The organism is Nostoc sp. MS1 (assembly GCF_019976755.1).
In the GTDB taxonomy this organism is placed as follows: domain Bacteria; phylum Cyanobacteriota; class Cyanobacteriia; order Cyanobacteriales; family Nostocaceae; genus Trichormus.
Map to the genome: position 1 here is coordinate 929,501 of NZ_AP023441.1, position 19,532 is coordinate 949,032.

Below are 19,532 nucleotides of genomic sequence, written 5' to 3' on the forward strand. Positions count from 1 at the left end.
CAACCAGTTAATTTAATCAAGTATTGTGAATAAAGTATGTAGTTGATGTGTACTTGCTGTAACAAATGTAAAATTTATACTCTTATGGATAGTCAAAATTCCTTAACATGAGCATTAATATACGTCAAGAAAATAATCAATTAATGTGATGATTTAATAACTAAATTAAAAACTAAAGTTGTTTGCCAATATGAAACTGAGTTTATGTATGATTGTGAAAAATGAATCCAAAACACTACCGAAGTGCTTAAGTAGTGTTGTCAATGTAGTGGATGAAATGATCGTCCTAGATACAGGCTCTAGCGATCGCACTCCTCATATCGCCAAAGAATTTGGTGCAAAGGTTTATGATTTCGTTTGGTGCAATGATTTCAGTAAAGCCCGCAATGCTGCCTTAAAATATGTTACTGGTGATTGGGTATTAGTTTTAGATGCTGATGAAACCCTGACACCTACAATTGTCCCATATTTAAAAAAGGCACTCACCATAGAAGAATATTTACTCGTTAACCTAGTACGCCAAGAAGTTGGCGCAGAACAATCTCCCTATTCTTTAGTTTCTCGCCTATTTCGCAATCATCCAGAAATTCGCTTTGAGCGTCCCTATCATGCTTTAGTTGATGATAGCGTTGCTGCCATTCTGCAAAAGGAATCCCAGTGGCAAATCGGTTATTTAGAAGGAGTGGCGATTCTTCATGCAGGTTATCAAAAAACTGCCATTGTCGAAAATAACAAATACGCCAAAGCCCAAGCGACAATGGAAGGCTTTCTCGCTACCCATCCCCATGATCCCTATGTATGCAGTAAGTTAGGGGCGTTGTATGTGGAAGTTGGGAAAATTGATCAAGGAATGGAGTTATTAAAGCGCGGTATCGCTGCTTGTACAGAAGAATACGAGATTTTATACGAACTCAACTATCATTTAGGCATTGCTTACAGTCGCCTCAAGAATCCACAACAAGCGATTACCCACTATCAAACCGCGATCAAATTACCCATTTACCCCATGCTCAAGTTAGGAGCATATAACAATTTGGGTAGTTTACTCAAGGCGGCTGGAGATTTAACCGGGGCGAAAAAAATCTACGAAACCGCTTTAAAAATAGACTCTAACTTTGCCATAGGACATTATAACTTGGGGATGATCTGTAAAGCACTAGGTTTATTTACAGAAGCGATCGCCTGTTATCAAAAAGCCATAAAATTAAAGCCAGACTATGCGGAAGCTTATCAAAATTTAGGCGTAGTACAGTTAAAAGTTGGGAATGTCCAAGGCAGTATTACAGCTTTTAAAAATGCCATTATTCTCCATGAACAAAGCAACCCCGAAGAAGCCATGCGCCTGCGTCAAGGATTGCGAGAAATGGGCTTGGTTTAGGTTTATCGGAACCCATCAAGAATACGATAACGTAGATGCAGCAAGTATTTGAGATAGCTAAAATATAGGGCAGGCAAGATGCCCACCCCACAAGAGAATGTATGAAATTTTTAGTTGGGACTTAAATCCTGGAACGTACAAATTTATCCAATCTCTCCAAACCCTTCTCAATTGTCGCCAAATCGGTGGCGTAGGAAAGGCGGATGTTTTTATCAGCGCCAAAGGCTATCCCTGGAATGACTGCAACCTGATGTTCTTCAATCAACGCATCACAAAATTCTAGAGATTTCAACCCAGTTTTGCTGATATCGGGGAATAGATAAAATGCACCGTCTGGTTTGGCTGTACTCAAGCCAGGAATGGAGTTGAGTCCGTCTAGCATTACCTGACGACGTTTAGCGAAGGCTAGACGCATTTCTTCAACACAATCTTGGGAATCTTCCAAAGCGGCGATCGCTCCATATTGAGCAAAGGTACACACGTTTGATGTACTATGCCCTTGAATGGTGCTGGCGGCTTTGATAATTTCCAATGGCCCGGCTAAATAACCCAGTCGCCACCCTGTCATAGAATAAGCTTTAGCAAAGCCGTTACTAATCAAGGTACGGTCAAAAATTTCCTTCCCTAGCGAACCGATGCTGATATGCTGTGCGCCATCGTAGAGAATTTTTTCGTAAATCTCATCGGAGACAACATAGATATCTGCATCAACTACTACCTGTGCCAAAGCTTTGATTTCCTCTGGTGTGTACACCATCCCTGTGGGGTTAGATGGGGAGTTGAGGACGAATAGCTTGGTTTTGGGGGTGATGGCTTTTCGCAGTTGTTCAGGAGTGATTTTATAACCTGTGGACGCATCGGTGGGAACAATTACCGATTTCCCGCCTACCAAAGTCACCATTTCAGGGTAACTCAACCAGTAGGGAGAAGGAATAATTACCTCATCGCCTGGATCAATCAACGCCACAATTAAGTTATATAGCGAATGCTTACCGCCGTTGGTGACAATGACATTCTCCGGCTTGTAATCCAGATTATTATCTTTTTGCAACTTACGGGCGATCGCTTCTTTTAACTTTGGTTCTCCGGCTGCGGGGCCATACTTGGTTTTGCCTTCATCCAAAGCCTTAGCGGCTGCTGCTTTGATATGCGCTGGGGTATCAAAATCGGGTTCACCAGCGCTAAAACTACAAACGTCTATACCCTCTGCCTTCATCGCCTTAGCTTTCGCTGCGATCGCTAAGGTTAACGAAGGTGTTACCTGACTTACTCTTGCTGCCAGTTTCATTCTTACTTACTTCGGCAAATCTCTTACCTATTTAAGAATAGCCCAGAAACCCTACAGAGATTTGTTTTTTCACAATTACTTCTCGCTATTGTCCACCTTTAATTTTTATCGTCCCACCTGAAAAATGCGATCGGCAGTCAAATTTAGATCAGGGAATGTCGGTGATTGAATACTTTCCCCTTGGCGAAACTGATTAACTTGGTACTCACCTTCAATTAGTTGATTGACAGAGATAGTCGGCTGTTTAGGGTTGCCAATAAAAGCGCGTCCACCCAATGCGGCGTAGTCTACAATCCAGTATTCAGGGATACCCATCTCTTCATAGTCTGCGCGTTTCTTGTAGTAATCATCACGCCAGTTACTACTTACAACTTCCACAATTAACTTGACGCTGGCTGAATTTTCAATAATAGACTCAGCCTCCCATCGGGGTTCATTGCTTAAAGCCTCTTGATCCAAAACAATGATGTCAGGTTCGTAACCAGATTCACTTTTAGGCTTAACAATCGATTCTCTGGGAATAGTCCAAATACCACGTTTTCCTACTTGGATGATGCCAAGAACTAATTCTTCTATGAGGAAGCCTGTAACATTAGAATGCTTTCCCCTTGGCTTTGGCATCTCAACTATTACCCCATCATGCAGTTCGTAGCGTACCTGTGAGTTTTCCGGCAACCACTCAATAAATTTGTCAAAGGTGATTTGTTTGGTTAAGGCTTGAGTCATAAATTTAGGCTGATGCTGATTTGGCTAATTCGCTGATTGCCGTAGCCAACTTAATCATAAAACTTCGACAATAAAAGGTTTCTCAAGCTGTCCCCTATCCCTATTTGGATTTTTTCCGCTTTTTTGCTTAAATGCTTGTTATTAAGAATACTAACTTGCACGTAATCTATGAATCTTCAATCAGTTTACCATAGCATTCTCACTCCCTTAACATTCATTGAGCGTAACCGCCAAGTTTACCCGAATAAAACTGCGATTATTTATGGTGAACAACGTTTTACCTATAGTCAATTTGCAGCTAGGATTTATCGTTTAGCCGATGCTTTACGTGATACAGGAATAGAGAAAGGCGATCGCGTTGCCTTTTTTTGTTACAACATTCCCCCCATGCTAGAAGCCCATTTTGCTGTTCCCTTAGCTGGTGGTGTTTTAGTATCTATAAATACTCGTTTAACTTCGCAAGAAGTCGCTTATATTTTGAATGATTGTGGTGCAAAATTTTTGTTTGTAGATACAGAATTAGCCGACATTATTCGTCCCATTCAAGATAGTTTAGAAACAGTAAAATATATTATTAATATCGCAGATGTCCCAGGTTTTACACCAGTAGATGGTGAAGATTACGAAGCCTTTCTCAACACTGGTAGTCCCGAACCTCTACCTTGGGTAGTCACAGATGAATTAGAGACAATTACTATTAATTACACCAGTGGCACATCCGGCAAACCCAAAGGTGTAATGTATTCCCATCGCGGCGCATATCTCAACTCTTTAGGCGAAATTATTGAAACTAACTTAACACCTACATCAGTTTATCTTTGGACATTGCCCATGTTCCATTGTAACGGCTGGTGTTTTACCTGGGCTGTCACCGCTATTGGCGGAACTCATATATGTTTACGTAAATTCCATCCTGCGAAAGTTTGGCAGTTAGTTCAACAAGAAAGCGTAACTCACTTAAACGCCGCGCCTGTAATTTTAATTTCTCTCCTCAATTATGCTGACTGTCCGCAACAATTAACTACACCCCTGACAATTACCACCGCAGGCGCACCACCATCACCCACCCTGATAGAAAAAATCTCCAAAATTGGCGCAAAAATTATTCACGTTTACGGCTTAACAGAAGTTTACGGCCCCTATACAGTGTGTGAATATCAGTCAGAATGGGATGATTTAAGCATTGCCGAAAAATCCCGGCTCATCGCCCGCCAAGGTGTACCCTACATCACCGGAGATGGTTTACGGGTGGTAGATAAAAATATGGAGGATGTGCCAACGGATGGGCTAACGATGGGGGAAGTCGTAATGCGGGGCAATATGGTGATGACTGGGTATTATAATGACCCTGAATATACTACTAAAGCATTTCATGGCGGATGGTTTCACAGTGGAGACTTAGCCGTAGTCCATCCTGATGGTTATATTGAAGTACGCGATCGCATTAAAGATATCATCATTACCAACGGTGAAAACGTCTCCAGCATCGAAGTCGAACAATGCCTTTACCGCCACGAAGCAGTCCTAGAATGCGCCGTCATCGCCGTTCCCCACGACAAACGCGGTGAAGTCCCTAAAGCCTTCGTCACCCTCAAAGAAGGCGTAACAGCCACAGCACAAGAACTAATTACCTTTTGCCGTAGTCAAATTGCTGGCTTTAAATGTCCTCTTACCGTTGAATTTACCACCCTGCCCAAAACCAGTACAGGCAAAATTCAAAAATATCTCCTCCGCGCCAAAGAATGGGCGGGACATACTAGGTCTTAATTTTGCCTCACGCAAAGACGCATTCGCGCAGCGTCTCGTAGAGAAGACGCAAAGGATGTTTAAAGATTCTTGAAAGAACTCTATTCAACCCTCCGCGAACCTCAGCGCCCCTCTGCGTTAAAAAACACAAAGACGCTAAGAAAACTTTGCATCTTAGCGCCTTTGCGTGAAACATAAATTATCTCTGGTACTTAACCTTAAACCATCTCAGAAGAAGTTTGCACCACCGGCTGAGGCTGAGGCTGGAACATGAACAACGAATAAACCACATCCCGGCGGATATTCACCATCATATCCAGGAACAACTCATAACCCTCACTCTTATACTCAATAAGCGGGTCTTTCTGCCCATAACCACGCAAACCTACAGACTCACGCAAAGCATCCATCTGTTGCAAGTGTTCCCGCCACAAGGTATCAATACGCTGCAAGATGAAGAAACGTTCAGCTTGCCGCATCAACCCCGGCTGAATTTGGTCAATTTGGGCTTCCTTGAGGTCGTAAGCGATGCGTACCTGTTCATGGAGGAACGCCTTAATCTCACTCACACCCATATCCTCTAAATGACTCGCCTGCATATCCGATAACAGATAGACAAACTCTTTGACCTTCTCCACCAACTTATCTAATTCCCATTCTTCCGAGGGCAAATCAGCGTTAATGTAGTAGTCAACGATTTCATCCATCGTTTTCTCAGCATATTTAATTACCTGTTCCTTCAAGTCTTGACCTTCCAGAACCCGGCGACGTTCAGCGTAGATAGCGCGACGCTGGTTATTCATTACCTCGTCGTACTCAAATACTTGCTTACGGATATCGTAGTAGTAAGTTTCAACTTTCTTTTGTGCGCCTTCCAAACTGCGAGTTAACATACCCGACTCAATGGGCATATCATCCTCTACGTTGAAGGCTTCCATTAAACCTGCGACGCGATCGCCACCAAAAATCCGCAGTAAGTTATCCTCTAAACTGAGGAAGAATCTTGTGGAACCAGGGTCGCCTTGTCGTCCGGCGCGTCCCCGCAACTGGTTGTCTATCCGCCGTGACTCGTGACGTTCTGTACCAATTACGTGTAAACCACCCCGTGAAACTACCTCATCGTGTTCCCGGCTGGTAAATTCTTCATACTCTTGCTTAATGCGCTTGTAAGCATCCCGCAATTTTTGAATTACTGCATCGTCAGTGGGTGCTTTTTCGGCTGCTACTGCTACTTTATCTTCTGCGTCTAGTTCTGATAAAGAGCGCTCACCATACTCCCGCACCGCAAATTCGACTGCTTCTTTTAACAGTTGTTCTGCTTCCTTCGACAGTTGGGTGGGGAAGATTTCCGGTGAAGCCTTCCAAGTTTTGACTTTTCTCCCTGGAACAAAACCTTGACCAGCACCATGTCCTGCGGGTAAACCAGCCGCCCTTTGTACACCAAACACATCTTCATCCTCTGGGCTGACAATGCGGGGCATAAAGTATTCCCGCAACTTCAACCGCGCCATGTATTCAGAGTTACCACCCAGGATGATATCTGTACCCCGTCCCGCCATGTTAGTGGCGATGGTAACAGCACCCCTGCGTCCGGCTTGGGCAACAATTTCTGCTTCCCGTTCCACGTTTTCGGGACGGGCGTTGAGTAGTTCGTGGGGAATACCTTGTTCTCTCAGGAGTTGACTGAGATATTCAGATTTTTCCACACTGGTAGTACCAACTAACACAGGTCTACCGAGTTCGTGCATCTCCGCACATTCTCGCGCGATCGCCTGCCATTTGCCTACCTCTTTCTTAAATACCAAGTCAGATAAATCTTCCCGTCTTCTGACTCTGTTAGTAGGAATGATGCTTACTTCCAGCTTGTAGATTTTTTCAAACTCAGCTTCTTCTGTCTTTGCCGTTCCTGTCATCCCGCCTAACTTGGGATACAACAAGAACAAGTTTTGATAAGTAATTGTCGCTAGAGTTTGGGTTTCTGGTTGAATATCTACGTGTTCCTTCGCTTCAATGGCTTGGTGTAAACCATCACTCCACCGTCTTCCCGGTAACACCCGCCCAGTAAACTCATCCACAATTACCACTTCCCCATTGCGGACGATATAGTTAACGTCCTTGAGGAAAAGTTCTTTGGCTTTAATGGCATTGAAAATAAAGTGCGCCCAAGGGTCTTCCGGGTCAAATAAATCTTTTACACCTAACAGTTCTTCCGCTTCTGCAAAACCTTCATCACTCAACAGTACGTTACGAGCCTTTTCATCAACCTCGTAATGTTCATCTTTTTGCAGCGTCAGCGCAATTTCCGCAGCTTGGATATATTTTTCTGTAGGTCTTTCTACCTGACCAGAAATAATTAGTGGTGTCCGCGCTTCATCAACTAAAATTGAATCTACTTCGTCAATTACGCAATAGTTAAAGGGACGTTGTACCACCTCAGCCATTGAGGTAGCCATGTTATCCCGCAGGTAGTCAAAACCCACTTCACTATTAGTTACGTAAGTAATATCACATTCGTAATTTTTCTTACGTTCCGTGGGGGTCATGGTGGATTGAATCAAACCTACACTCAAACCCAAGAAACGATGCACCTGTCCCATCCATTCCGCGTCCCGACGAGCCAGGTAATCGTTCACAGTAATTACGTGTACACCCTTACCAGTTAGAGCATTAAGATAACTAGGTAAGGTAGCCACCAGGGTTTTACCTTCACCAGTTTTCATTTCTGCGATTTGCCCAGAGTGGAGAATGACACCACCCAACATCTGAACATCGAAGTGCCGCAACCCTAAGACTCTCCGTCCTGCCTCTCTTACCACAGCAAAGGCTTCTGGCAGGATATCATCTAAAGTTTCGCCTTTGGCAAGTCGCTGTTTAAACTCTGCTGTTTTACCTTTTAAATCTTCATCAGACAGAACTTTAATCTCCTCTTCCAAGAGATTAATTTCCGTAATGTACGGTTGGTATTTTTTGAGCTTACGAGCGTTGGGATCGCCCAACAAGAGTTTTAGCATGGCAAGTTATAGAACTAAATCGAGGGGATGGGAATAAGAGGGATTTGGCTATTGATATATAAGAATTTAACCCTATCCAAACATTTTGGTAATGGATGGGGATGAAATGAAAATTAACTCAACACCAGAAGGTTTATTTAGTCAGTTTACTAAACGAGCGCTTTTATTCGCAGTTTAAAATTGAGACTGTTCTAATAGTATCATTTCACCCCCCGATGAGGCAGAGAACGCCGATCCTTGGTAAGTAGCGATATCCGATAGGGGAGTGGGGGGAGTGGGGGAGTGGGGGAAGAAGCCTTTAACCTCTGTCAACTGTCAACTGTCAACTGTCACCTCATCTCCCTACTTCTCCCACTCTGCACTGAGGCGACGGTAATTATACTCACTCACGCCTGGATGGCAGGTAACACAACTATTTAGCTGTAAGGGGCGAGGTAATTTGACTTTGGGATGCAAAGCTTTAAAATAACGGGAATCTGTAACGCGATAGGGCGTTTCTTCGTCGGGTAGTTGGGAACGTGAAAAGGTGGAAAGATATTTCCAAACTAGGGCGCGTGGTGGGTCGATTAAAGGCTTGAGTTGTACGCCATAATGCTGTGAGTCTTGTAGGAGGTTGCGCCAAGTTTGGCTAGGTAAAACCGCAGGTGGGATACCAATGTGGCAAGTAGCACAATTTTCTAAATATAGTTCTTGTCCCAGTTGTTGTCCTGGGGGAATGACATCAACAGTGCCAATTTCTGCTGTGGGTGTAGCACTGTGGGCGCTTGTGGCTAAGGCTAACAACCAACCCATAGCTAAACTCCAGGTAAGAATGATGACAATTAAACCTAAAGGTCGGCGTTTGAGTGAGCGAGTACGAGATTTCCTTGTTAACAGATTTAACATTCCTCACGTTCCCAGATACGTACATACGGCACTTGTTGCTCTATCATAAGACGTACCTAAGTTTGCTCACCATAAAAGTCAGCCATAATCTCTCGCAGTTCATTTAAACCGATATCTTCTCTGTCAGACTTAGAATAAATTGCTAGTAGCAAGATACTTGTGGGGGACTCAACTTGATATATCAATCTGTAACCAGCACTTTTACCTTTTTGAATGTTACTGTTGCGGACTCTCACTTTGTAAACAACGTATTCCTCGCCAAAACCTGCAATTCTGTCTCCGGCAAAGTTCTCTTGTTGTAATTGCTCGATAATAGATTGAACATCAGAGCGAATATTGCGAAATCTTTTAGATAGTTCGTGTAAGCTTTTTTGATATTCAGGAGTTAAATCGATTCATACCAATGGCTGTTCATTCGGCATCAATTCCCTCCCACATTTGGGATAGGGGTATACGTTTTCCCTCTTTAGCTTGTTGTAAAGCCCTCCTCAAGCTGGCTTTAATTTCTTCAACCGGGGTATCATCAGGGTCAATCTCTTCTACTTCTTCCTGTTCGGGAACTAAGACAATTACCCGAACCTGATGAGGGTATGTTGTTCCTTGAATCGGCTCATCTAGAATGAGATTGCCCTGAGAATCAATTTTGCCAGTAACCTCGATCGCCTTCATTACCATCACCTCATTTTGTAGGCGATTTTAACAGATTAAGGAATGGGGAGCGATCGCAATAATCTATCAACTATACCTCTGGCGTTACGTCCACCTCTAGGAATTAAACGATGGCAAAGCACATAAGGCGCTAAAAATTTTACATCGTCGGGAATCGCATAATCACGCCCTAGTAAAAAGGCTAATGCTTGGGTAGCCTTTTGCAAGGCGACAGTTCCCCGTGGACTCACACCGAGAGTAATTTCTTCATCTTGGCGTGTGGCGCGTACTAATTCGAGGATGTATTGCTGTAAAACAGTTTCTACTTTGACTTGAGAACAAAGTTCTCGTAATTGGGCAATCTCAGCTAAGGTCATACAAGGTTGTAAATCAGCCAATTTGACACCATGTTGGAGATTTTGCAACATTTGTAATTCTTCATCCATACCCGGGTAACCCAAGCTTAAGGACAACATGAACCTGTCCATTTGGGCTTCTGGTAGAGGAAATGTACCTTGATACTCGACGGGGTTTTGGGTAGCAATGACGAAGAAAGGATAGGGAACTGGCCGAGAAACTCCATCAACTGTGACCTGATGTTCTTCCATCACTTCCAGCAAAGCCGACTGGGTGCGGGGTGTGGCGCGGTTGATTTCGTCTGCTAGTACAATATTGGCAAACACTGGCCCAGGCATGTAAGTAAATTCGCCGCTTTTAGGGTTCCAGATATTAGTACCAGTGATGTCTGTAGGTAGCAAATCAGGAGTACATTGCAGCCGTTGAAATGTACCATCAAGGGAACGGGCTAGGGACTTTGCTAAGAGGGTTTTGCCAACTCCGGGAACATCTTCTAGTAAGGCGTGACCACCGCCTAAGAGTGCTACCAGCACTAAGCGTATGGCTTCGGTTTTGCCAACAATGGTACGGTTGAGGTTTTGGGTTAAAGCGTCAATTTTTTCTCTCATGCACTCAACAGTCAGGGATGGAGGGGTGTAAGAAACTGGAATGGAGAATAACCTATGCCCTATTCCCCACTCCTGTATTTACAGTATTCCCACTTAGGCAATTGAAAATTCAAAATTCAAAATTTAAAATTCAGCAACCTCAATCTTGCAGGGTTGTTTAGGTAAATCAGAAAAAACATCTGGAGAATTTGACGGCTTGAGTGTTGATTTCCTGTTTAACAAAACCTGCATCATAATACTTGGGTGAAAAAATGCAGATGGTTTCTTGAGTAAATGTATTACTTCTAGAAAAACTTGGTATACCTGGGAATTATTACTAGCAGTTTGCATGACTTGATTAAGATAGCTGTGCATTAATCGGGTGACGAAGTTTGGTTTTCCGCCTTCAGTGGTTGGCCAGCGAAAATCATCACTAGTCGCCATCATCCAGGGAACTTCGTTAACTTTGGCTAACTGTTTTTGGAAACGTCGTGCTAAACCTGTTAAATCTTTGTGAGAACGCCACTGATGTTGTTGCTCAAGGCACTGATTTAGAGTTAAAGCACCCATAGTGGCAATAGTCATACCTTGACCGTAGACGGGATTGAAGGCACAGACAGCATCACCCAGTAGAACAAAATTTTCTGGTAACTTAGCTAGCTGTTCATAGTGACACCAGCGATTTTCTGTACGCTGATAGCCATAAATGGGGGATATTGATTGACCATTTTTAATTGCATCATAAACCACTGGACTAACTAAGCTTTGGGCAAATTCTAAAAAACCTGCTTCATCAGTAGGCGGGTAGTCTCGACCTACACCTAACAAACAAACCATCCAGCGATCGCCCTCAATTTGATAAAGCGAACCACCTCTAGTATGATTGGGAGCCTGGGGCATGAGATACAATGCTTTCAAATCTAAAGAATCGCTACTCAAGGACTGATATAGTCGCGTAGCATACCCCAAAAAAGAGTTGATTAATGTTTCTTTAGGCTTTTCATAACCCAAAGTTTGTAACCATTGGGGTGTTTTAGAACTACGTCCAGAAGCATCTACAATCAAATCAGCGTATAATTCTGCTTTTATGCGGTTAGTATCTTTAATTTGAACTCCTGTAATAGTTGTTTGGTTGGTATTACCCAGCAAACCTATAACTTGAGTCTTTTCAAGAAATTCCACAGCATCATTATTAGCTACACGTTGATGTAGCAAATTTTCTAGCATATTGCGGCTACAAGCACGGGTAGTAATCCCAGAAGCAAATCGCGGACTCCAACCACTAGGTAATAGCAATGGACAATCTGCTGTCCAATCAATTAAGGGTGATCCCATATCTGCTAATTCTGCTTTTAAACCCGGAAATAGCTGTTCTAAAATGCGTTGTCCTTGGGTTAGCAGCACATGGGTTTGATGGGATTGAGGTACACCTTGACGAGCTGCTGGTTCTTGAGGATAGCGTAAGCATAGCTCGCCGGAAGCATCACGTTCAATAACTATTACTTGATCAAAATGTTTGGTTAGTACCTGCGCTGTAACTAAGCCGGCAATCCCACTACCAATAACAACGGCGCGAGTTAGATTTTCATCAACTTTTAGCTGCTCAGTATTAATATCTATTTTGGAGACAGACATAAAAATTTTTAAAGAGTAAATACCGAATACATCGGTTTTACTCTTATGGTGGCATATTTGCTGGATAAGGGAATGGGGAGTAGGGGAAGATGAGGGAGAGAAAGAAGCAGGGGGAAAAATCCTGTGCTTTGCTTCTTCTACCTCCTGCTTTTTGACTGTGGACTATTGACTAATTTCCTTTAAAGCTTGTAATAATTGCAGAATTTCATCCCCTGAATTGTAGTGTACTAATCCCAGGCGCAATAAGCCGCCATCGGCTTCTACTCCCAGTTTCTCAGTCAGATTTAAGGCATAAAAGTTACCATGCCAGGAGAAGATACCGCGATCGCCTAATTCTTTGGCAATAGTTACAGGACTTTTGCTTTGCAGGCGAATTGCTACAGTTGGTGTCCGCCAAGCAAAGCGTTCTGGATTTGTAATGCCATATATAGTTAAGCCGGGAATTTCTAGTAACCCAGAAATCAGCTTATGGCTTAATTCTCTTTCATATTGCCCAATGGCTGACATCGCAGCAACTAAAGCAGCGCGACGGCTGTGATAAGCCGAAGCAATTTCATGTGCTGGTTTTTCCGGTGATGTTAAAAACCGAGGACAATGGAAATGCTCTAACCCTTCCCTATCAGCCTCAATCAAGGCAGAAACTAACTCTTGGTCAATTGTTGGCGACACATGACAACCCAATTTTGCCAAGTAGTTAACTGCCGCTACCACACCCGCCAATCCTTCAAAATTCAGGGTTCCAGTTTCCCAACGAGATGGAACCTCATCGGGTGCTGGTCTAACTTTATAAGGTTGCAAGTTGTCAAGATGTTCTCGCTTACCATACAAAATGCCTACGTGGGGGCCAAAGAATTTGTAGGCGGAACAGGCGAGAAAATCACACCCCAAACCATGAACATTAATCGGCCCGTGGGGCGCATAATGAACTGCATCGACAAATACCAACGCACCCACAGCATGAGCTAGTTTAACAATAGTGGCGATATCATTGATTGTACCTACAGCGTTAGAAGCATAAGTAACTGCGACTAACTTAGTGCGGGAATTAATTTGCTGCTCTAAATCGCTCATATCTAAGGTACAATCATCGACATTGATATCGACAACGCGAATAGTTGCACCTTGTTCTGCCAACGCAGACCAGGAAGAAATGTTAGCCGAATGGTCAAGTCTTGTCACAATTATTTCATCACCTGGTTGCAGTGTCCGCCCAATAGCACGGCTTAAACTGAAGGTGAGTGTGGTCATATTCGCACCAAAAACCACCTCATCACTGTCGCAACCTAAAAAATCAGCGATCGCAGTCCTAGCGGCGATAATTAAAGCATCAGTCCGCGCACTGGTCGCAAAATACCCGTGAGCATTAGCATTTGACCTGACTAAATAATCACTGATAGCATCTAGAACAGATCCCGGAACTTGCGTACCACCGGGGCCATCAAAAAATATTGCTGGTTGTCCGTTGATTTTTTGTGTAAGTGCAGGAAACTGAGCGCGTATCCATTTCAAGTCTAAAGCTTCCATGTCAGACTCCTTGGTCAAGGGTATTTACCTATACCTTGACCGACTGAGAAAAATTCATTCTAACTCACTTGTAATGACGGCAACAGATGTAATATTGTGTCTGGTTAAAGGGACTGGGGATTGGGGATTGGAGAGATGGGGGAGATGAGGGAGTAACCCACCCCTAACCCCTCCCAGGAGGGGAATAACTATGGACTATTGACTATGAACTAATGACCAATGACCAATGACTAATGATACTATGCAGCAACCAATTTTCTCTATGTCTCAAACCTTGTCTATTCGTGATGTTCGTCAGTTGGGTATTAACCTAAATCATTGGTATGTGGTCGCACGTAGTGATGAAGTCACTAATAAACCTTTGGGCGTGATACTTTGGCATCAGGCGATCGCACTTTATCGAGACAGTGAAGGACAAGTTCACGCTTTAGAAGACCGTTGTCCTCATCGGCAAGTTAAGCTCAGTCATGGTCAAGTTATTGGTAATGAGTTGGAATGTGCTTATCATGGTTGGCGCTTCAATCATCATGGTGAATGTGCAGCCGTTCCTTACTTAGCCGAAAATCAGAAGCTCCCAAACTGCACAATTCGCCGCTATCCAGTTAAGGAACAGGACGGTTTTATTTGGTTATTTCCTGGTGATGGAGAACCATCTATAGAACCATTGGGTCTACCAGAATGGGAGCATTTGAATTACATTGCTAGTGTGGCTATTATTAACTGCCAGGCTCATTATTCTTATTTAATTGAAAATCTGATGGATATGTATCATGGACATTTACATCAAGATTTACAAGCTTGGGCAGAAGCAGAATTACAAGATATTGATGAAACTGATAAGCGTGTAGATGCTCATTATCAAGCTCAAAGTTATTACAAAATAGATAAAATCTGGTCTATTTCCCAGTTATTTTTCCCGGCTTTGCGGCGCTTACATCCTGAACCTTTGGATGTCAGTTATATTTATCCTCACTGGAAGTCTACCTTGGGTAAGGATTTTGTAATTTACTGTCTATTGTGTCCGGTAAATGAGACACAAACCAAAGCCTATTTAATTCATTTCACATCTTTAAATTCCTTCTGGCGATTGCATAAATTACCTGTATGGTTCCGGCGTTTTGTTAAAGATAGTTTATTTAATGCAGCCAAGAAATTTCTTGATGGTTTAGTAATTAAAGATGTGCAGATGATAGAAGAAGAACAACAAGCTTATCTACAAAATCCCCAAAGACGCAACTATGAGTTAAATAGAGCTTTAGTTAGCGTGCAGAGGTTAATGAGAAATCAAGCATCATCATAATTCGTAATTCGTAATTCGTAATTAAAGACGGGTTAGAGACCCCGATCTCTCAAGTCGCCTACGTTTAGTCGAGGTATAAATTCCCTTCTGAACGTTACGAATTTTTAAAGGTGGAAATGACGTAGGAAAATGAAAAAACTGCATAGATTGTCTTTTAGTAATGCAAAACTGGGGAAATTTTCTATACTTAATGCGTGAGCAATCGCACAGAATAGAAATAAAACCCAAATGAACCAGGTAGACTACCTCCGCATTAGCTTAATTGATCGCTGCAATTTTCGTTGTCAATACTGTATGCCAGAGGGGTCTGAGCTAGACTATATCCTCAAGCAACAGTTATTGACTGATGAGGAATTGCTAACCTTAATTCAAGAAGTATTTATTCCCGTTGGTTTTAGCCGCTTTCGGTTGACGGGGGGAGAACCTTTACTGCGTCCGCGTGTTGTGGATTTGGTAAAAGCGATCGCCTCTTTACCGCAAACCCAAGACTTGTCAATGACAACTAACGGCTTTTTACTAGCTCCTCTAGCACAAAACCTCTACAATGCTGGTTTACGCCGGATCAATATCAGCTTAGATTCCCTCGATCAACATATATTTGACCAAATTATCGGCAGCCGTGGGCGTTCTCGCTGGCAACAAGTTTGGGATGGTATTCTAGAAGCTCACAGGGTAGGCTTTGATCCCTTAAAACTGAATGTAGTTGTAATTCCTGGTGTCAACGACCACGAAATCCTTGATTTAGCCGCTTTGACTATTGATAAACAATGGCATGTCCGGTTTATTGAGTTTATGCCCATTGGTAACGGTGAATTATTTGGCGATCGCGGCTGGGTATCTTCCGCCGAACTCCGCCACCAAATCCGCGATCGCTGGGGCTTGACAGATTCCCAAGTTCGTGGTGCTGGCCCGGCTGATGTCTTTCAAATCCCTGGAGCAAAAGGCACACTAGGATTTATTAGTCAGATGTCGGAGTGTTTTTGCGATCGCTGTAACCGAATGCGTCTAAGTGCCGATGGCTGGCTACGTCCTTGCTTATTAAACGAAACTGGTCAACTTGACTTAAAAACTTCTTTACGCACTGGTGTCAGCACAAATCACTTACGAGAGCAAGTGAGAGAATTATTAGTAATGAAACCAGAAATTAACTTTAAAGGACGCGATTCTGGTACGACAGGAACCTATACCCGCACCATGTCACAAATTGGGGGTTAGTTAGTTGACTGTTGACTGTTGACTGTTTGACTGTCCTACGCGATACTTCCTCGCTTCCTAGCTTCTTTATAAGATGTACCAACATTTTTCAAGCCAGCTTTAATCATTTGTTTTTCTAGTAGGGCGAAGAATCGGGTTTTATCGCCACCTCTGACTACAGCTTGGTTGTGGGCTTCGGCGATCGCCACTGGATAACCATATCCTTTCTGCACCTGTGCCAACATTAAGCCTAGAGCTTGGTCAAACATCTCTGTATCTTTAGCTACCCAGGCAGGAACTTCTATCCGAGCAATTTCTGTACCTACATGGACATAGCAAAAGTATATAGTATGGTCTTCGTATAGTTCTAAAATCCTGGCATTACTGCGCCATAAGGGGCCACGCTGTCCGGGTTGCAGTTGCGTTGTCCACAATGCTGTATCCCGTAAAGGGTCAAATACTTTACACGGAACCTTTTCTAACTGATTGGGGCAATAACTAGCACAATCAGGTGCAGTATGAGGACAAGCCATCAAACGCAAGAAATTCACCGCTTCCACATTACGAGAGGCGCTAACATAACCCATCAGAGGAATTTGAGCAGTACGCATTTGCTGCCAAGCTTCCAATACGGGGGGTAGGATATGATCTCGTGCATCTTGGGGTAACTGTTCCAAAAACCAGTATATTAAGGAACCATCCACCATTGCCAGAGTTGGGGGAATTGAGGGAGATGGGGAAGATGAGGAAGAATTATTTAGTTCTTTATCACTACTCCCTACTCCCCACTCACCACTCCCCTGATCATGTGCGCTACAAGCTAGTTCAGCTAGGACAATTGCTTCGCTAGCAGTGCGGCGGAAACTCATCCATTCCTCGGTTCTAATGCCCCATTTGCGGGACATATATAAATCTTCTTGGCGGTAAAATACCTCTGGCAAACTATCGAGTATGGGGTAGCGATTTTGTCCGTAGTGTAGAACTACCCTACCGATATTTAGTAGATAACAGTAAGCAATTTCGTGATGACTAGGGGCAATTTGTGAACCATCGGTAGCGATGACGGTATGCACCTTGGGAGGAGTGGGAATATCTAGACGAGTATTAAGCGGCTGAAGGGGTGTAGCATTAGCAAAGAGAATGCGATCGCGCCACTTTTCCTGACGTTCAATTAACTCTTGTTGAAAATCGATAGCCTTTCTTAGATGCTGTTGCGCCAACTCTAACCGTTGGCGACTAGCCACAGCTTCTAGGGATAGATGCTGGCTTAAACCCTGCATTTGTCGTGCTAATTTTGTCAGGTCAAGCATAATTTAGTCATTAGTCATTAGTCATTAGTCATTAGTCAACAGTTATTCTCCTTTTCCCTCCTGAGAGGGGCTAGGGGTAAGTTACTCCCTCATCCCCCCACTCACTACTCCCCACTCCCCATTTCTTCAAACCCACCCTGAAAAATCTTTAGCAAATTGAGACAGAGACAATAACTGGATTCGCGGATCGGTTTGAGCGGCTTTTCTCTCTGCTTGGGTATTATAGCCCCAGTCTGCCAAGAAAAGCTTGACATCTGCTAGGTCTGTTTGCTGTTGGACTAGCTGTAATGTCTTGAGTCTATCTTCTACAAACCATAAACTCACGGGTTTATGATCTGCTGCTTGAATTAACTCACGCAGAATTTCATATTTAGGACGCTTTACTTCTTTGCCAAAAATTGCGGATGGAGGTAAATCTATACCTTCTTGCTGCAATAGCTGTTTAACGAAACGTCCTTCTTTTGTAGTAACAATATACAACTTAACTTCACTGGCAAGGGTGATTTTAAGTTTCTCGATTATGCCCTGATAAAATCTATGCAGACTCAGCCAACCATCTAAATCGTTATCAATCCACTCATCACGCAAGCCATCCAATTTTGTCGCAATTTCTTTTGCTTGTAGCTTGCTATCTAACAAAATTTTTGGGGTAATGCTTGTCCATTCTTGAAGAATCTGCTCATCAGAATAGCCGTCTATTAAAGCTTTGATTAAAACAGGCATTTCCCAACCTGTTTCAATGACAGGACGGAGACGATAGAATCTTAAAGCTAAATCATCTGGTGGTGTGTCATTAGCTGATGACCAAATTTGACAATAAGTACGCCAGGCTACCTCAAAATACTCGATTAGTCCGTCGCAAATTACTCCATCAAAGTCCAGGGCTAAAATTGTAGGATTACTTGCGGTCATTGTTTAGAAAATGAATACTGCTGTTGTCAGCTTAACGTATTCATTAATTCTTTTCTGTATAAAAATTCCTAAATAAAGTTATTTAGGAATAAATATTTAACATATATATTTACTTTCCTAATAACTGTAATTCTGTAAATTAATAATTGTTATTAATTTTATTTTTGATATGTGCTTGGTATCAAAACTCCGTGTTTGGGACTAAATAATAATGCCAATACAAATAATCCTGAAACTACTAAAACAATTGCTGGGCCAGAGGGCAAATTATAAAAGTAGCTAAGATACATCCCGCTAATACTAGAAAATACGCCAATACCTGCACCTAAAATCATGACTTGATGCAGACGTTTAACTAATAGATAAGCGGTGGCTCCTGGTGTAATTAATAGTGATAAAACTAAGATTACGCCTACGGCTTTCATACTGGCGACAATTGTTAAGGCAATTAACAGCATTAAGCCAAAGTTGAGCTTATTTACTGGTAAGCCTGCGGCTTGAGCGCCTAATGGGTCAAAGGTGTAAAATAATAGCTCTTTGTATAACAAAAAAACTACTATTAAAACGATCGCAGCAATGATGGCAGTATCACGCACTTCATCCAAGGTAACGCCCAGAATATTACCAAATAAGAAGTGATTCAGGTCGATTTTATTATCTTTTTGAATAACCGTAATTAGGGTAACACCAAGGGCAAAGAAAGCAGAAAATACTATACCCATTGCAGCATCTTCTTTAATTGGCGATCGCGTTCTAATCCAAGCGATCGCAATGGTACTTATCACCCCAGCAATAAACGCACCCACAAATATATTAGCGCCGATCATAAAAGCGATCGCTAATCCCGGCAAAACCGAGTGGCTGATAGCATCACCCAACAGTGCCAATCTTTGCACCATCAAGTAACTACCCACAACCGCACATAATAAACCTACCAAAATCGCAATCACTAGCGATCGCTGCATAAAGCCATATTGCAAAGGCTCAATTAAAGCTTCTAGCATAATTTAGTCATTAGTCATTGGTCATTA

General features: G+C 42.8%; 16 protein-coding genes. 4 read left to right on the forward strand and 12 right to left on the reverse strand.

The window, feature by feature from the left end; translation table 11 throughout:
• The first annotated feature begins 190 nt into the window (after window positions 1–190).
• A complete protein-coding gene (locus tag NSMS1_RS04015; protein WP_224091315.1) occupies window positions 191–1,378 on the forward strand; it encodes a tetratricopeptide repeat protein in 1,188 nt (395 codons plus the stop codon).
• A gap of 121 nt (window positions 1,379–1,499) precedes the next feature.
• Here NSMS1_RS04015 and NSMS1_RS04020 read toward each other — a convergent pair whose 3' ends face one another.
• A complete protein-coding gene (locus tag NSMS1_RS04020; RefSeq protein WP_224091320.1) occupies window positions 1,500–2,666 on the reverse strand; it encodes a pyridoxal phosphate-dependent aminotransferase in 1,167 nt (388 codons plus the stop codon).
• Between the two features lie 105 nt (window positions 2,667–2,771).
• Window positions 2,772–3,392: a Uma2 family endonuclease gene (locus tag NSMS1_RS04025; RefSeq protein ID WP_224091322.1), complete on the reverse strand. Its 621-nt coding sequence runs from the start codon at window positions 3,390–3,392 to the stop codon at window positions 2,772–2,774.
• A 168-nt stretch (window positions 3,393–3,560) separates the two neighbouring features.
• Between NSMS1_RS04025 and NSMS1_RS04030 the strand changes: the two genes are divergently transcribed.
• Window positions 3,561–5,159: an acyl--CoA ligase family protein gene (locus NSMS1_RS04030; protein WP_224091324.1), complete on the forward strand. Its 1,599-nt coding sequence runs from the start codon at window positions 3,561–3,563 to the stop codon at window positions 5,157–5,159.
• Between the two features lie 197 nt (window positions 5,160–5,356).
• Here NSMS1_RS04030 and secA read toward each other — a convergent pair whose 3' ends face one another.
• The 7 genes from secA to NSMS1_RS04065 all read right to left on the reverse strand — a co-directional run bounded on the left by secA (window position 5,357) and on the right by NSMS1_RS04065 (window position 13,785).
• A complete protein-coding gene (gene secA, locus NSMS1_RS04035) occupies window positions 5,357–8,149 on the reverse strand; it encodes a preprotein translocase subunit SecA (protein ID WP_224091326.1) in 2,793 nt (930 codons plus the stop codon).
• Window positions 8,150–8,491: 342 nt separating this feature from the next.
• Window positions 8,492–9,034: a cytochrome C gene (locus tag NSMS1_RS04040; protein ID WP_224091327.1), complete on the reverse strand. Its 543-nt coding sequence runs from the start codon at window positions 9,032–9,034 to the stop codon at window positions 8,492–8,494.
• A gap of 56 nt (window positions 9,035–9,090) precedes the next feature.
• Complete coding sequence (locus NSMS1_RS35420; protein WP_411908683.1) at window positions 9,091–9,429, reverse strand: type II toxin-antitoxin system RelE/ParE family toxin; 339 nt, start codon at window positions 9,427–9,429, stop codon at window positions 9,091–9,093.
• A gap of 16 nt (window positions 9,430–9,445) precedes the next feature.
• Complete coding sequence (locus tag NSMS1_RS04050) at window positions 9,446–9,703, reverse strand: hypothetical protein (protein WP_224091330.1); 258 nt, start codon at window positions 9,701–9,703, stop codon at window positions 9,446–9,448.
• Window positions 9,704–9,738: 35 nt separating this feature from the next.
• Window positions 9,739–10,647, reverse strand: coding sequence for an AAA family ATPase (locus tag NSMS1_RS04055; RefSeq protein WP_224091331.1), 909 nt, complete (start codon window positions 10,645–10,647; stop codon window positions 9,739–9,741).
• Window positions 10,648–10,770: 123 nt separating this feature from the next.
• The gene (locus tag NSMS1_RS04060; RefSeq protein WP_224091332.1) at window positions 10,771–12,261 is read right to left on the reverse strand and encodes an FAD-dependent oxidoreductase; all 1,491 of its coding nucleotides are present in this window, start codon (window positions 12,259–12,261) and stop codon (window positions 10,771–10,773) included.
• A 162-nt stretch (window positions 12,262–12,423) separates the two neighbouring features.
• Window positions 12,424–13,785: a cysteine desulfurase-like protein gene (locus tag NSMS1_RS04065; protein ID WP_224091333.1), complete on the reverse strand. Its 1,362-nt coding sequence runs from the start codon at window positions 13,783–13,785 to the stop codon at window positions 12,424–12,426.
• A 226-nt stretch (window positions 13,786–14,011) separates the two neighbouring features.
• Between NSMS1_RS04065 and NSMS1_RS04070 the strand changes: the two genes are divergently transcribed.
• Window positions 14,012–15,085 (forward strand): Rieske 2Fe-2S domain-containing protein, encoded by a 1,074-nt coding sequence (locus NSMS1_RS04070; RefSeq protein ID WP_411908661.1) that lies wholly within the window; start codon window positions 14,012–14,014, stop codon window positions 15,083–15,085.
• A gap of 228 nt (window positions 15,086–15,313) precedes the next feature.
• Window positions 15,314–16,300, forward strand: coding sequence for a GTP 3',8-cyclase MoaA (gene moaA, locus NSMS1_RS04075; RefSeq protein ID WP_224091334.1), 987 nt, complete (start codon window positions 15,314–15,316; stop codon window positions 16,298–16,300).
• A gap of 35 nt (window positions 16,301–16,335) precedes the next feature.
• Here moaA and NSMS1_RS04080 read toward each other — a convergent pair whose 3' ends face one another.
• The 3 genes from NSMS1_RS04080 to NSMS1_RS04090 all read right to left on the reverse strand — a co-directional run bounded on the left by NSMS1_RS04080 (window position 16,336) and on the right by NSMS1_RS04090 (window position 19,505).
• Entirely contained in the window at window positions 16,336–17,589 is a 1,254-nt protein-coding gene (locus tag NSMS1_RS04080; RefSeq protein ID WP_224091335.1) for a DNA double-strand break repair nuclease NurA, read from the reverse strand.
• A 126-nt stretch (window positions 17,590–17,715) separates the two neighbouring features.
• On the reverse strand, window positions 17,716–18,501 hold the full coding sequence (locus NSMS1_RS04085) for an HAD family hydrolase (RefSeq protein ID WP_224091336.1): 786 nt from the start codon (window positions 18,499–18,501) through the stop codon (window positions 17,716–17,718).
• A 158-nt stretch (window positions 18,502–18,659) separates the two neighbouring features.
• A complete protein-coding gene (locus NSMS1_RS04090) occupies window positions 18,660–19,505 on the reverse strand; it encodes a metal ABC transporter permease (RefSeq protein ID WP_224091337.1) in 846 nt (281 codons plus the stop codon).
• Window positions 19,506–19,532: the final 27 nt, after the last annotated feature.